Origin of the sequence: Natronorubrum halophilum (assembly GCF_003670115.1) — an archaeon.
Lineage (GTDB): Archaea > Halobacteriota > Halobacteria > Halobacteriales > Natrialbaceae > Natronorubrum > Natronorubrum halophilum.
The window spans coordinates 370183-384787 of sequence record NZ_QQTY01000003.1; the positions used below are offsets into that span (position 1 = coordinate 370183).

The 14605-nt window shown below is 62.0% G+C and carries 12 protein-coding genes and 1 pseudogene; 6 read left to right on the plus strand and 7 right to left on the minus strand.

The window, feature by feature from the left end:
• Nucleotides 1-35: 35 nt before the first annotated feature.
• The 4 genes from DWB23_RS13890 to DWB23_RS13905 all read right to left on the minus strand — a co-directional run bounded on the left by DWB23_RS13890 (nucleotide 36) and on the right by DWB23_RS13905 (nucleotide 4777).
• Nucleotides 36-1145, minus strand: coding sequence for a glycosyltransferase (locus DWB23_RS13890; RefSeq protein ID WP_121743418.1), 1110 nt, complete (start codon nucleotides 1143-1145; stop codon nucleotides 36-38).
• Nucleotides 1146-2141, minus strand: a complete 996-nt coding sequence (locus tag DWB23_RS13895; protein ID WP_121743677.1) for a glycosyltransferase family 4 protein — start codon at nucleotides 2139-2141, stop codon at nucleotides 1146-1148. It lies immediately after the preceding gene.
• Nucleotides 2142-2223: 82 nt separating this feature from the next.
• Nucleotides 2224-3084, minus strand: coding sequence for a hypothetical protein (locus tag DWB23_RS13900; protein WP_121743419.1), 861 nt, complete (start codon nucleotides 3082-3084; stop codon nucleotides 2224-2226).
• 130 nt (nucleotides 3085-3214) lie between these two features.
• Entirely contained in the window at nucleotides 3215-4777 is a 1563-nt protein-coding gene (locus DWB23_RS13905) for a sulfatase (RefSeq protein ID WP_121743420.1), read from the minus strand.
• Between the two features lie 202 nt (nucleotides 4778-4979).
• Here DWB23_RS13905 and DWB23_RS13910 point away from each other — a divergent pair, with 202 nt between their 5' ends.
• Both DWB23_RS13910 and DWB23_RS13915 read left to right on the plus strand, forming a co-directional pair.
• Nucleotides 4980-5999: a lysylphosphatidylglycerol synthase transmembrane domain-containing protein gene (locus tag DWB23_RS13910; RefSeq protein WP_121743421.1), complete on the plus strand. Its 1020-nt coding sequence runs from the start codon at nucleotides 4980-4982 to the stop codon at nucleotides 5997-5999.
• Between the two features lie 63 nt (nucleotides 6000-6062).
• A complete protein-coding gene (locus DWB23_RS13915) occupies nucleotides 6063-6560 on the plus strand; it encodes a metal-dependent hydrolase (protein ID WP_121743422.1) in 498 nt (165 codons plus the stop codon).
• Between the two features lie 235 nt (nucleotides 6561-6795).
• Here DWB23_RS13915 and DWB23_RS23880 read toward each other — a convergent pair.
• A pseudogene (locus tag DWB23_RS23880) lies at nucleotides 6796-6987 on the minus strand (metal-dependent hydrolase); the annotation flags it as partial.
• Here DWB23_RS23880 and DWB23_RS23885 point away from each other — a divergent pair.
• Both DWB23_RS23885 and DWB23_RS13925 read left to right on the plus strand, forming a co-directional pair.
• Nucleotides 6913-7101, plus strand: coding sequence for a hypothetical protein (locus DWB23_RS23885; protein WP_338067825.1), 189 nt, complete (start codon nucleotides 6913-6915; stop codon nucleotides 7099-7101). The pseudogene DWB23_RS23880 and the gene DWB23_RS23885 sit on opposite strands and share 75 nt — an antisense overlap.
• Nucleotides 7102-7242: 141 nt before the next feature.
• Nucleotides 7243-7770: a DedA family protein gene (locus DWB23_RS13925; protein WP_121743423.1), complete on the plus strand. Its 528-nt coding sequence runs from the start codon at nucleotides 7243-7245 to the stop codon at nucleotides 7768-7770.
• Nucleotides 7771-8181: 411 nt separating this feature from the next.
• On the opposite strand, the gene DWB23_RS13930 is transcribed toward DWB23_RS13925, so the two are convergent.
• Nucleotides 8182-9585: an aryl-sulfate sulfotransferase gene (locus DWB23_RS13930; RefSeq protein WP_121743424.1), complete on the minus strand. Its 1404-nt coding sequence runs from the start codon at nucleotides 9583-9585 to the stop codon at nucleotides 8182-8184.
• Nucleotides 9586-9772: 187 nt separating this feature from the next.
• Nucleotides 9773-11098 (minus strand): hemolysin family protein, encoded by a 1326-nt coding sequence (locus DWB23_RS13935; protein ID WP_121743425.1) that lies wholly within the window; start codon nucleotides 11096-11098, stop codon nucleotides 9773-9775.
• A 1158-nt stretch (nucleotides 11099-12256) separates the two neighbouring features.
• Between DWB23_RS13935 and DWB23_RS13940 the strand changes: the two genes are divergently transcribed.
• Both DWB23_RS13940 and DWB23_RS13945 read left to right on the plus strand, forming a co-directional pair.
• Nucleotides 12257-13027, plus strand: coding sequence for an IclR family transcriptional regulator (locus DWB23_RS13940; RefSeq protein WP_121743426.1), 771 nt, complete (start codon nucleotides 12257-12259; stop codon nucleotides 13025-13027).
• Between the two features lie 129 nt (nucleotides 13028-13156).
• Nucleotides 13157-14587 carry an amidase gene (locus tag DWB23_RS13945; RefSeq protein WP_121743427.1) on the plus strand — a complete coding sequence of 477 codons (1431 nt, stop codon included), beginning with the start codon at nucleotides 13157-13159 and terminating at the stop codon, nucleotides 14585-14587.
• Nucleotides 14588-14605 lie beyond the last annotated feature (18 nt).

Here is a 14605-nt window from a genome sequence, read left to right on the forward strand (position 1 = left end):
TCGACGGCTCTCCGCGTCGCGACGGCGCCGTGCGCTCAATCAAGAGATCCCGGTGAGTCGTCGGAAAATCCCCAGTTATCGTCAGCCACGGCCGGCGTCTCGCCCGTCGACGTCTGGCTCCGGTACAGGTGCTCGAGGTGATCTAAGGTGCGACGGACATCGTACTTCTCGACGGCCGCCCTCGTGTCGCGATCCGTTCGGAGACAGCGCTCGATGGTGTCGGCCATCGCTTCGAGATCGCCGTACTCGAATCGGTCGCCGTTGTCGGGACCGATCGTCTGATCGAACGGCGCGACGTCCGCTGCGATAACGGGCGTGCCACAGGCGTTGGCCTCGAGCGTCGAGAGCCCGAGCGTGTCCGCAGTCGAGGCGGTCACGAACGCGTCGATCGAGGAGTAAAACGTCGGCAGCTCCTCTCGGGGGAGGAAGTCGCGGAGTTCGACGTTCTCCGGCGCGTTCCGCTCGAGGCTGGCGCGATAGGGCCCCTCGCCGACGACGACGAACTCGTACTCCGGCACCTCCTTTGCGACCTCGAGAATATCGTTGACGTTTTTTTCCATACTGAGCCGGCCGCTGTACCCGATTACCGGTTTGTCGGCGTCGGCGTACCAGTCCTCGGCGGTCGGCTGGAAGAACTCCATGTCGATCCCCACCGGAAGCGGGACGTGAGTGACGTCCCGTTCGATCCGCTCCGTGGATGCGGTCACGATATCGAAGCTTTCGAGGAACGCGTTCTCCAGCGGAACGTACAGTTTCGACATGGCGCTAGCGACCGACTCGAGTTTGACGTTCTGGTGGAAGTACTCCTCGAGCGGCGTGTGGTGGGTGTAAATCGTCGGCAGTTCGTGTTTTCGCGCGTAGTACCGCCCGAGGATGCCGACCGACGCGGGACCGTGACAGTGAACGACGTCGAGTTCCGGAAGCGTCGACGGCCGCCTGAAGAGCGGAATCCGGTAGCCGGCGTAGAAGGGATTCGGGAGCGATCTGACCGGAAATTCGCGATCACCGGGTTCGTAGTCGCCGTCCGGATAGACGACGTAGACCTCGTGGCCCTTCCGTTCGAGTTCCTCTCGCCAGAGTTTGATCGTGTACGTTACGCCGTCGATCTCGGGGAAGTAGCTGTCCGTGAAGAATCCGATTTTCATTCAGGCCACCTCTTCGTACAGCGATTGATACTGGTTCGCGACCGTCTCGAGCGAGAACTGCTCGCTCCGGTCGGCCGCGTTCGATCCGAGTCGACGCCGAAGGTCGGGGTCCTCGAGTCGCTCGAGGGCGTCCACGAACGCGTCGACGCCCGATTTGGACCCCGATTCCGACGCTTTCAGACAGTCCTCGCCGTCCTCGAGCCACGAGAACGTCTCGATGTCGCGAACGAGAACCGGTTTGCCCGCGGTCATTGCTTCCAGCAGTGCGATCCCCTCGTTTTCCTCGTACGTCGGGAAACAGAAGATATCACCGGCTGCATACGCACCGCGAACGTCGTCGATGTAGCCGGGGAACGTACAGTTCTCCGGCGACTCCTCGATCAACCGCGTGGTCTCGCGTCCCTTCAACGAGAGATCCAACGGGCCGAACCACGCGAAGTCCATGTCGGGCATCCGGCGAGCCAGTTCGACGAACGTCTCGAGGCCCTTACGTTTGATGACGTGGCCGACGAGAAAGACGACGGGCGACTCGAGGTCGTAACGCTCGCGGTACTCCGACTCGAGAGCTTCGAACCCCTCGAGTTTCTCGCGGTCGACGCCGTTCGAGATGACGGTCGTCGGGGTGTCCGTGTAGGTCTCGATCAGCCGCCGGTTGTACTCCGAGGGACAGACCAGGGCGTCGGCCAGTCCGTAGGCCCACTCGAGGTACGGTTTCAGCGGTTTGGCGAGAACGTTCGTAAACCGAAAGCTGTCCCCGAAGTCCTCGGCCGTCACGTGCGTGTGGGCGACGATCGGGATGTCGCGCGACCGTGCCCGTTTCGCACACCAGACCGATCGAGGGCCCATAAGGTTGCAGTGGAACGCATCGGCATCGAGGGTCGGGTCGGTCGTATACTGTAGGTTCAGTCGGTCGAGTATCTTCCGCTGGTGGACGACAGACTCGCGGATCCCACCGGTAACGTGCTTCTCGAACTCGAAGTAGTGGTTGATTTTTATTCCGGACATCCTGGTTCTCCCTCGACACGCCGAAACGGCCGTGAACCCACAACCGCCGTGATCGGTCGGGCACGGCGATCGGTCACTCGACTTCGAGCCACGGTACCTCCATGAGCGGCGGGATATGTGTCTCGATGTGGTGTTCCCAGACGCCCTCCTCGCCGAAGGCTTCCCCGTGATCGGCGGTCACGACGACCCGTCCGTCCAGCTTTGGAATCAGGTCGGCGATGGCCTCGAGCGCGATTCGCAGGTTCTCCTCGTACAGTTCGAGAGCCGCCTCCCGGGTGCCGTTTCTGACCAGATCGGCGGGATCGAGTTCGAGCCAGAGACCCGCCTTTTGTGCGAGTTCGCTGTCCTCGAGTCGGCTCTCGACCTTCGGTCGGAGGGTGTCGCCAAACGACGAGAGCGCGCTCTCACCGCCGTCGGTCGCCTTTTCGGCCTCCTCTTGCCGTCGAATCCCCTTCTGAATCTGCTTGAGTTTCTGCCCTTTCCCGCGAGAGAGGTAGGGAGCGTGTGGCTGCATGTAGTGGAGCACCGTCCGATCGGCCCGTTCGACAGCTGCGGAATGGGACTGAAACGCTTCCTCGAGACTTTCCGGCGGGACCGTTCCGAGATCGTCGTCCCAACCGGACTTCCAGACGTCGAAAACGTTGCTGATGTGGTCGGCGGCCGACCATTCGTAGTCACAGCTCGCTCCCCACTTGAGTTCGTTCAGCGGGATGCCCAGATCGTTGATAAACGGGTTTCCCGAGAAGTACGCGATATCGTGATCGCCGTCGAACGTCCGATAGGCCCACTCCGGTGTCGACGAACCGGTACTCCGGCGCTTTTCTAGGGTCCCCTCGAGGTACTCGTCGTAAACTTCGCTGAACACGTCGTATCGACACGCATCCAGCACTAAGCAATAGTCCCATTTCGACTCGAGGAAGTGTTGTCCCTCCATTGCTTGCGAGCCTCTTGCGAGTCATCCCATGTAATCTTATTGGTGTCTGGATAGTCGCTGAGGCAGATATATCAGCCGTACTGTGTTCTCGTAGTATGACAACGTACCCCTGTATAGGGCACGCGGCGCGTCACCCGAGGTAGCCGAGTTCGCGAAGTCGATCGCGGGTCTCCTCGTTTGCCTCCGCCAGTGCGTCACCCTCGTCAGCGTTCGTCTCGGTCGGGTCGTCCCACGCGCCGCCGACGGCGTCCTCGAAGCGAATGAGTGCCCGTTCGGTCGCAGCGACAACCTCGTCGTCCGCCGGATCGGCCGGCGCTTTCTCGTCGAGGCGGTAGCTCTCGTCTGAAATTCGGTCGGCACGAATGTACTTCGCATCGGTGCTGCGGGCGGCGCGCTGCCGCGAGTAGGCCCGGTGATCGTCGGGGAGGTCGATGCCGGCATTGCTCGCCTTCTCTTCTAAGTGGTGCAGTTCGATGACCGGCTGGGCGTACTCAACGAACGCGTAGTCACCGTTGTCGTCCCCCTCGAGCACCGCCCGCTGGCTGGGACCCGGATCCGCGGCCGCCTCGAAGTTGCGATACTCACTCGAGAGCAGCGATCGCGTCGGATCGCGAGCGAGGGCGTTGCCGTCGCCGTCCGTCTCGACGGTGCTCGGGTCCACGTCCATCGCGTCGAGGACGGTGTGATAGCAATCGAGCAACTCGACGAGATCGTCGCGTCGGTCGGCCTCGAGATCGGGGTGTTTCACCAGCAGCGGGACGTTGATGAGCTCGTCGTAGAGGGCGAACTCGTGGCCGTAGAGGTCGTGTTCGCCGTGGAGTTCGCCGTGGTCGGCCGCGACGATGACGGTCGTTTCTTCCCACTGACCGGTTTCTCGCAGCCACGCGAACAGCCGGCCGAGTTCGGCGTCCATGTGGGCGATTTCGGCGTCGTACAGTCCGCGAATGGCGTCCCACTCCTCGTCGTCGATCTCTCGAGCGCCCGAGTTGTACTCCTTCGAGTTCTGGCAGACCTCGTCGGGATCGACGCCGGGGGCGAACTCCTCGCGGTACGTCTCGGGCGGGTAGTAGGGTAGGTGGGCGTCCATCAGGTTGACGAACGTGAACCATCCCCGGTCGCTCTCGCTGTCGTCGATGAACGACCGCGTCCGGTCGATAACTGCCGGCGTCTTGGAGTCGGCACCCTCGCCGCTGGCGAGTTTTTCGTGGGCTATCGCGCCGACCCTGACGAGTTTCGACGCCAGTTCGTGGAGATAGTCGTTGTCGTTGACCGTCTGCCACACGCTGGCTAACGGCCCCGAAAGGACGTCACCGGGGAGGGCTTCGAAGAACGAATCTTGCTCGTCGAAGCCATCGGTGAGCCCGGTGTAGGGTGTAATCCAGGCGTTCGAGGAGTAACACGCCGTGTCGTAGTCGGCTGCCGAGAGAATAGACGCGAGGGTCACGACGTCGTCGAGGTACGGGCTCCCCTGGTCGGCCCCGTGCTGGCTCGGATAACGGCCGGTAAACAGCGAGGCGTGAACCGGCAAGGTCCACGGGGCGGGCGCAACTGCCGACTCGAAGACGGTCGCCTCCTCGGCGAATCTCGAGAGTTCCGGCGTCGTCTCCCGTCCGTACCCGTACGGACCGAGACGGTCTTTTCGAACGGTATCCAACACGACAAAAAGGACGTTTGACTGAGAAGCCCTGTCCATCAGTGGCAACGTCCAGAGCTATCCAAATAAATTGAGTGGCAAACTATAGACGCGTTGAAATGCTCGAGGGCGTCCGCGAACCCGGCCGGAATCCCCCTCCTGCGAGGTCCGATAGTCCGTTGGACGAGCGGGAACCGACGACGCCCACTTTTCCGTCGACAGCAATCAGACGTTTCAAGTCCCCTAACGATTCACATAAGCCATGAACGAGCGAAACAGGCGCGCGTTTCTTATCGGCGTTGTCGGGACGATAGCGGTCTTTGCCGTCCTGTTCTTCGTCGTCGGTGCGCGCCGAATCCTCGAGTCGTTACTCTCGGCGGATCCGTCTCTGGTCGTCGCCACATTCGTCCTTGCACTCTGCTGGCTAGCCGCCTGGAGTCTAATGCTCCGGACCGTCCTCGCCTCGCTCGACGTCGATATCTCGATCAGTACGGCGTTTTTCGTCTACGCCGGTGCCGTCTTCGCCAACAACGTCACCCCGTTCGGCCAGGCTGGCGGCGAACCCATCGCCGCGTTGCTCATCTCCAAGGTTTCGGACTCTCGGTACGAAACCGGCCTCGTCGGCATCGCGAGCGTCGACGTTCTCAACGTCGTTCCATCCGTCTCGCTAATCCTCGCCGGCGTCGGGTACTACGCGACTACTGCCACCGTCGGCGAGAGCCTCGAGACGGCCGTCGGCTCGGCAGTCGCGTTGATTGCTGCGATCGTGTTCGCCATGGTGCTCGTCTGGCGATGGCGCGACGCACTCATTGATCGGCTTCCCGCCATTGTCGCTCCCCAACTCGGCCGACTCGGACTCGAACGGTTCGACTCCGAAACGCTCGAGGAAGATCTCTCGGACCGGCTGGGGCGGTTGTTCGAGAATATCGAGCGCGTTGCGATGGACCGGTGGCGTCTCGCCACCGCGGTCGGCCTCTCGCTAGCCGGCTGGCTCTTTCAGGTGTTCGCACTCACGGCGGCGTTCGCTGCACTCGGCTATAGCGTTCCGCCGTCCGTCCTACTGTTCGTAATTCCGCTCGCTAACCTCGCCGGTGCAGCGCCTCTCCCGGGCGGTCTCGGCGGAATCGAAGCCGCGTTCGTTACGCTACTCGTCCCGACGACCGGCATCGAGGCGTCGGCCATTACCGCAGCCGTCCTCATCTTCCGGGGTGCGGTCTACTGGATGCCGGTCGCGATCGGGGGTGCGTCGGTGTCCGGGTTCGGCGTCAACGCCCTGCGGTGAGTCCGCGACGGTAACCGAGCGGTTAATCTTCGTCCGCCGCCGAGCGTCGGACGACAACTCCTCATGTATCGCGGCGGCCACGTCGGATTCAACGCCTTGCTGTACGCCCCGTTCGTCCCCGTGCTGAGCCGCTACTGGTCGCTCGAGATCGCGTTACTGGGCGCGGCGCTCGCCCTCGCTGTCGCGAACCTGCCGGATATCGACCAGTCGCTGCCGCGACTCCCCCACCGCGGGCCGACGCACACGATCTGGTTCGCCGTTCTAGTCGGCGTGGCTGCCGGCGGCGGAACCGCGCTCGTCGCTCGTTCGACGCCGCAATCGTTTCTGTTTGGATTCGCCATCGGAACCGGTGGCGTCCTCGCCCACCTCGCGGGCGATATCGTGACACCGATGGGGATCTGCCCCTTCGCCCCCGTTTCACGGTTTCACGTGACCCTCAACTGGTTCAAATCCAAGAACAGCCGGATCAATCGAGTCCTGTTACTCGTCGGCCTTTCGGCACTGAGCGCGTCAGTGCTCCTTACGGTCGGGCTATCGACGGGGGCCGTCCACACAGGCTGATCGACGTGTCAAGGTCACCTCGTCTCGAGGCAGCCGTTATGGAGAATGTCCCGTCCTTCAGGGCGAGATGAGCGTCAACTAAACTATAGGACCTCGTCCGTCCGCCACGCGAGAATCCCGAGGGAGATCGACCAGAGCATGATCGTTTCCGGCAATCCGTGAATCGTGACCCGGGACTCCACGTCGATTCGAGCGGGAAGAGCCAGTTGATCCCTTTCGGCGAGAGCGAATCGATCACGAGGTGTGAGCTGATCGCTAGCCCAGCGGCGAGCGTGACCGCTCGGTCTCGAGTGACTTCGAAGATAACGACGACGATCGCCAGCACGAACAGGGGCGTGTGGGTGAGTCCGCGATGGACGAACGGCCACTCCCACGTCGCAGGGAAATAAAAGTCCACGTCCGGAAGGAGCCCGAGAACGATCCCGATTTGCGGGTCGGCGTCCGTAAACTCCTGTACGAGCACATAGCCAACGATGGCGTGCGTGGTGATCGCCCCAGCGAGAAAGAGGAATCGATCTACTTCCATCGAGCGTTTTTATGACCGGCAGTACCACATAATTTGTGGCTATCACGTCCGATCAAAGATCGATATTCAGGATCGCAGATATGCTGGTATCGTGGAGAAAAAACATCACTTTCCTAACCGACAACGCTTACATTTGGGGCAGAATAGGGGCCGGTAATGGGACCGCTACAACTTGACGGACTGCCGACGTGGCTCGAGTCACTGTTCGCGTCGGAACTCGCGTTCGTCGTGTTGTTCGGCATCTGCATCCTCGAGGGAGCGATGATGCTGCGGTTCATGCCGAGCGAACTCGTCGTTCCGAGTGCGATCACGCTGATCGGCTCGTCGATCCCCGAGGTGATGACGATCGTCGTGATCGCCGTCGTCGGGACGACTATCGGACAGGCCGTGCTGTTCTACCTGGTTCGTCGTGCCGGCCGGGAGTACGTCATCCGGAAGCGGTGGTTTCCGCTCACGGAATCGCGACTCGAGCGGTTCGACGGGTGGTTCGACCGCTGGGGGGGCGTCGCCGTCGCTGGGAGTAATACGCTGTTGGTCGTCAGGGGATTACTCACCGTCCCCGCCGGGCTCTCGGAGATGGACGGGCGCTCGTTCGTCGCGCTGTCGGCGATCGGCTCGCTGTCCTTCCAGTCGATCCTCGCCGGTCTCTACCTCTTCGGCGGCTATCTCCTCCTCTTCGGGTGAACTGGGAACGGTGTGTGAGACTCGACGCTGAAATCGGTATCAGGTTCTCGCACTCGTCGTTCGCTAGCCGTCGATTCGCTCGGAGACGGATCGAGCGCCCCCGATACCGCTAGAATATGCTCAGAACGTCCAGTACCCGGTCGATGTACTTGTCGTATTTTCCTTCGTCCGCCGCCGTTTCGTCGGCGGATTCCGCCGTCCGCTCGTCGCCGTTCATAGAACGATATTGTCTCCGCACCGACATGGTTTTTCGGGTAGTGAAGGGATAGTTCGCGGACATCTCGTCACCTCGATTACGGGGTTGATCACCCTCGAGACCCGCTCTCTGTCACTCTCGGCTACGAAACGTCGGTACCGATCACGTCGTACAACGGCTGTGAGTGATGTATGTGCCGTTTCACCGACGAGGGATCAACCATCCCGCCGATAGAACGGGAGCCGGAACCGGATTCCCGCATCACGAAGTTGCCACCTGACCTCTAATGCGGCCCACGTCACCCCGACGAGGAGCGCGATGCCGACGGCGGCGAACTCGGTCGATCCCATCCAGATCGGCGTTGCGAAGAGGAGCCCGTTGTGAATTCGGTGGGGAAGAAGCTCCTCGAGGAGGTTCCCCGGATACTCGAGCGGATTGAATCCAAAGCCGTCATCACTGTCGCCGCCGTCGTCGTCGGCCGTGCGGGACTCGAGGCCGAGTTCGGCTGCGCTCTGGCCGCCCTCGCTCTCCGCGCCGGTCTCGAGGCGTTCCGCCTCGTAGGGGAGCGTCGATCCGACCTCCCAGACGATCTCACCCTCTTCGTTGACCTCGATCACGCGATTACCGTGTGAGTCGGCGATGAGCGTGTTCCCGTTGGGGAGCCTGTCGGCGTCTCGAGGCCACTGAATCTGCTCGTCCGCCCACTGCCAGGTTCGGTTCCACTCGCCGTCCTCGCGCTGGAACTCCTGGACTCGGCCCTGTTCCGAGTCGGCGACGACGATGGCCGGCCCGCCCTGCGATTCGGGGATGTAGTCGGGGTTGTGCTGTTCGTACTGGACGTCGTAATCGTTCTCGCTCCCGAGCGTCCAGTCGTCGACCAGTCCCTCCTCCGGGTCGAGGAAGACGACCTGGTCCTGGTTTCGCAGGCTGGCCATGATCCGCCCCTCGTGTTCACCTTCCTCGATGTACTCGACGTCGTTGATGTGCGCCCAGTCCTCCGGATACGGGCCGCCTTCCTCGACGGGGAAGTCGCTCTGGGCGTCCCAGAGCCAGTCGACGACCTCTGTCTCGGTGTTCACGACGAACACTTGATCCGCGACGATGTCAGCGATGGCCACGTGCGTGTCGTTGATGCGCGTCGCGTCGTGCCACTCGCCGGCGGTCTCCTTGTAGTCGTAGCGCTCGTAGAGCACTTCGACCTCGCCGGTCTCGAGATCAACGCGCTCGAGGACGTTTCTCGAGCACGGCGGATCGCTGCACGTCGGCCCCGCGCTGTGGATCGTATCCGTCGCGGTGTACTCGACGGTCAGCGGGTCATCTTCGGTGGGATCGACGTCGAAGTACTTCGTCCGGGTGTTGTTGTAGTACATCACCTCGCCATCGGGCGTGTATGCGGTGATCGTCCCCGCTCGCCCTGATTCGGTGATGACCGTGTGATTGTCCGTCTCCGGTGCGTTTGGAACGTCCGCCTCGGTCGCAGTCGAGAGACCGTCTTCCGACGCTGAAGTGGCAAGTGCGGCTGCTGAAAGGAGAATCACGGCGATGAACGCGATGCGAAGTCGATTTCGCGAGAGCACCGACCGCACGGCCGTAAGCGATGGAAGCGACTGCTCACTCACGATCCGGTCACCCTTGAGTATCGAACTGCCGTCTGGGAACTCATTAGTCCCTGTTTTCTGAGCAAGATATTTGTGCTTTTACTATGATCGGTGGTAGAGTCCGTGTCTGAAATACACCCCATCCCGATTATGGGATAAACCGGTGCAATACCTTGTCCCGAAGGCTGTAGGGGACGTCAAACGCTTTTCACGTCTGTGATCCGTCCCTGCGAATCATAAGCGACGTTATCCGTGCACCCTCGACGTCAGCGACCGTGAGTGTGTAGCCGTCGACGGTGATCCGATCGCCGACTTCGGGTGCCCGTCCCAGACGGTCCAGAACGAGGCCGCCGATGGTATCGAACTCGTCGGCCTCGAAGTCAGCGTCCAGTCGTTCGCTGACCGCGGAAACGGTGACGGAGCCGTCGACGGCGAACGTGCCGTCGTCGCGGCGGTCGATCGCCGGCTCGTCGGCGTCGAACTCGTCGCGGATGTCGCCGACGACCTGTTCGACGATGTCCTCGATGGTCACGAACCCCTCGAAGACGCCCCATTCGTCGATCACCGCGGCTACCTGTCCCTGATCGCGCTGAAACTGCGCTAAGAGGTCGCCGATGGGCGTCGTCTCCGGGACGACCGGCATATCGCGCGCGATGTCGCCGGCCGTCACGGACCCGGCAACGTCGCTCTCGTCGGAGTCGATCGCCCGTAACACGTCCTTGACGTCGACGAATCCAACCACTTGATCGGACTCTACGGCATCGAGGACGGGATAGCGGGTGTGATCCGCCTCGATGATCAGCGAGCGAAGCTCCGAGAGCGGAAGATCGCTGGTAACGGTCGCGACGTCCGGCCGGGGGACCATCACCTCTCGGGCAATCGTATCGTCGAGCGTGAAGACCTGTTCGATCATCTCCACCTCAGCCGTGTCGATTTGGCCCTCGCGGCCGGATCGGGACAGCACGGTCCGGATCTCCTCTTCGGTGAGAGTCTCGTCGGTTTCCGAGGCCGGCGGAATCCCGATCAGTCGCGTAAAGCGGTTCGCCGTCCCGTTGAAGACGATGATACCGGGAACGAACAGGTAGTAAAAGGCCTTCATCGGCGGCGATACCAGCAAGGCGACCCGTTCCGGCTCGGCGATCGAGATCGTCTTCGGGGCGAGTTCTCCGAAGACGACGTGGAGGAACGTGATGATGCTGAAGCCGATGGCGAAAGCGACCAGGTGAAGGACGTTTTCGGGGAGGACTGGCGCAAGCACCGGCTCGAGCAGCGCCGCAATGGCCGGTTCGCCGAGCCATCCCAGCCCGAGCGAGGCGATCGTGATCCCGAGTTGCGTGACCGCGAGGTAGTCATCGAGGTTGTCGACGGCCTCCTGCAGGACGGCCGATCCAGTCCGCCCTTCCGCGACGATTTGCTCGACGGCCGACGAGCGAACGCGGACGTAGGCGAACTCCGCGGCGACAAAAAAGCCGTTCAGAAAGACCAGCACGAATGCACCGGCGAGTTGCGCCACAGAAATCGCGAGATCTACCATTGACTCCCCCGTCCGCCGACTCTCGTGCATCCCGTCCGCTCGAGTTGCCTCTCAGTCATTGCCGCAAAATCTGGTGTGATCATATCTACTATTGATACTACGGGTAAATAGTTGGTCGCGTCGCAAGGCCGCTTAAAACTTGGGCACTGTCGGTCACGTGAGGCTTGATGGACGCGAAATCGGCTTGTACCCTAGACGCACCCAGAACGGGTGCCGGGAAAGAACATGGCATCCTCCCTGCCGTAAACTGAGAGGGAGCTTCGCTCCCTCACGCAGTCGGGCGTAGCCCGACAACGACGGGACTCTCTCGCTGTTTTCGCCAGTTCCATCCGACCGATCCGCGATCGCACTCGTCCGGGGTCAGAGATCGTGGACGTGCGAACGGACACCACGTCGATTGTGGACAGTCGACCGGACAATTGGAGCGTAGCATTCGACCCAAATCTCCTTAACTATCACTTTCACATATGACTCATAAATCAGAGGTATATATGGACGATAACCGCTCTCGGTGAAGTGTTCGCGACCAGGTTCGAAAGTGCGATCGACAGCCTGCCAACGACGTCTCGCCGAATCACGTCGCGCTCGAGAACCCCGTGAGTCGGATTGACGATCAGCGGCGGTGGTTGTACATTGGTGTCGGTACGAAGGATAACCTAGCACTCCATTGGTCGCTTCAGTCGGTGATTTTGCTCGTTTCACGGAGCTCGTTCTAAACGATTCGACCAAAAAGCGTCTCTATCGACGCCGAGGTTTTTGTTGGTACCAAGTAATTTTTCAGTCGAGACTCCACCGCTGCGGACTCCGGACTCGATACGAAACACGGCGAAAACGAAGTACTATGAATTAGATCATATTCTCGATAATATAGTTGTAGAATACGAATATAGATATATAGTTAGAACAATCTGTCAACGACAGAATCGTGTTACCGATCACTTCTTCGTCCGAGTGTCTTGACAACTTACCGCCACTACTGTGCGTCGCTGCACACTCGATCCCGCAACCATCGTGCAATCGGTGTGCCCATTGTTACAGTTTTCCTCCACGATTGCGACTGTGTCGGAAACGGGATCAACCCGATGTCGGTCGATATCGCCTTCCGGTGCTCTCCGCAGCGAAACGGTCATTTAGTAACGGGTCTCTCTAACACCTAGCATGGGAGCAGGTGATCCGCCGCTGTCGTCTGTAAAGTCCGTCGATCGGTTGTTCGAGATCATTCGCGTTCTTGACGAGTTCGATGGCGCGCGCGTCACCGAAGTCGCGACCATGCTCGAGATGCCGAAAAGTACCGTCTACGGCCACCTGTCGACGATGCACCAGCACGGGTACGTGATCAAGGAGGGAAACGAGTACTACCTCAGCCTCCAGTTTCTCCGACTCGGAGAGCACGCGCGATGGCGAAAGCAGGCGTACAAACTCGCCCACGACAAGGTGACGTGGCTGGCGGACCGAACCGACGAACGCGCCCAGTTTATCATCGAAGAGCACGGGAAAGGGGTCTACGTGCACCGGGAGACGAGCGAACACGGCGTGGAAACCGACTCGAATATCGGCGAACGCGTCCCCTTGCACGCCACCGCCGCGGGAAAGGCGATTCTCAGTGCCCTCCCCGCCGCGTATGCGGAGTCGGTACTCGAGGACCTCGAATTCGAGCGATTCACCGAGCACACGATAACGGACCCCGACGAACTCCGCGAGGAGCTTCAGGCCGGCAGGGAGCGGAACTACGTTTTCAACGACGAAGAGAGTACGAAGGGATTGAGCGCGGTCGGCGTTCCGGTACTGGAACAGTCGGGTGCGGTCCTCGGTGCGATCAGCGTCTCGGGGCCGACGCATCGAATGAACGGCGACTGGTTCACCGAGGAGATTCCACTGATACTCCTCGGAACGGCCAACGAACTCGAACTCGACATCACGTTTTCGTAGCCCCGACGCGCTCGAGAGAGTCGGCGTTCGATACGACTAAGATCGGTGGATGACATTCGTACCCATGGTCACGATTTCCCGGCGTTCCGGACTGGATCGCCGATGGCGTCGAGACGAGCGTGAGTGCCAATGAGCGGATCCGGCCTCGCCGAGATGCGAACTCAAGCCGAACGTCTCGGCTTCGACCTCCCGAATTCGATCCTCGAGGAGATCCTCGAGACGGCGACCGACGGCGAGGCGAGTCCGACGGCCACCGCACCGACCGCGGAGGGCGTCGGTCACGCCTCCGACGACGACGAAAACGCGCTGCTGGCCGTCTTCGACGACCCGCGAGTGCGCACCGACGCCGGGCCCCTCTCGGGGAAGACGCTCGCGGTCAAGGACAACATCGCCGTCGCCGACCTCGAGATGACCTGCGGCTCGGCCGCCTACTCCGTGGTCCCGTCGTTCACCGCACCGGCGGTCGAGCGACTCCTCGAGGCGGGCATCGCCGTCGTCGGCAAAGCCAACATGGAGCCCTTCGCGATGGGGCCGACGGGCGAGTTCAGCGATTTCGGCCACGTCACGAACCCGCTCGATCCCGACCGCGTGGCCGGCGGCTCCTCGAGCGGCAGCGCCGCCGCCGTCGCGGCCGGCACCGTCGACGTCGCACTCGGCACCGACACGGGCGGCAGCGTCCGCATCCCGTCGGCCTGCTGTGGCATCGTCGGCGTCAAACCGTCGCACCGACTCGTGCCGCGGTACGGCTTCGTCGACTTCGCGCCCTCGCTGGACACGATCGGGCCGATGACGCGCGACGTCTCGACGGCCGCCAGTGCGCTCGCGGCGATGGCCGGTCCGGACCCTCGCGATCCGACTTCTGCCGATCGCTCGCTCGAGTTCGAAACGCTCGACGAACTCGAGGACGTCGACGGCCTGACCGTCGGTATCCCCGACACGCCGTTCGAGCGCGCGTCGAGCGAGGTCGCCGACGCCGTCCGGACGATCAGCGATCGGCTCTCGACGCTCGGTATCAAGGCGGTGCCCGTCGAACTCGACCTCGGCGACACCGAAGCGGCCTACCTGAACATCGGCGCGGCGGAGTTCTCGTGGCTCGTGTCCGGAAACGGCGTGACCAGGGGACAGGGAACGGGCTACAACGAAGCGCTCCGTCAGGCGTTCGAATCGGCGCGCGAGGCGGGGCTGGGCGAACACGTCGCGAGACGCATCTTGCCGCCCGCGTTCCTCGACATGACGAGCGGCGGAGCGTCCTACGCCGCCGCTCGGGAGGAGGGGCTCGCCTTCGCCGCCCGGCTCGCCGCGGCGTTCGAATCCGTCGACGCCCTCGTTACGCCGACGCTTCGCGTCCTTCCTCCGGAGATCGAGACGGTCACGACGCGAGCGGATCTGCTGCCGATCCTCGGAAACACGGCCCCGTTCAACATCGCCGGGACGCCGGCCGTGACGGTTCCCGTGACGTCGATCGATGACGTACCGGTGAGCGCACAGGCGATCGCGCCCCGGTTCGAGGACGGGCGGGCGCTCCGCGTGGCGCGGGCGTTAGAGCGCGTTACCGACTGATACGGTCTGCCGTAACGA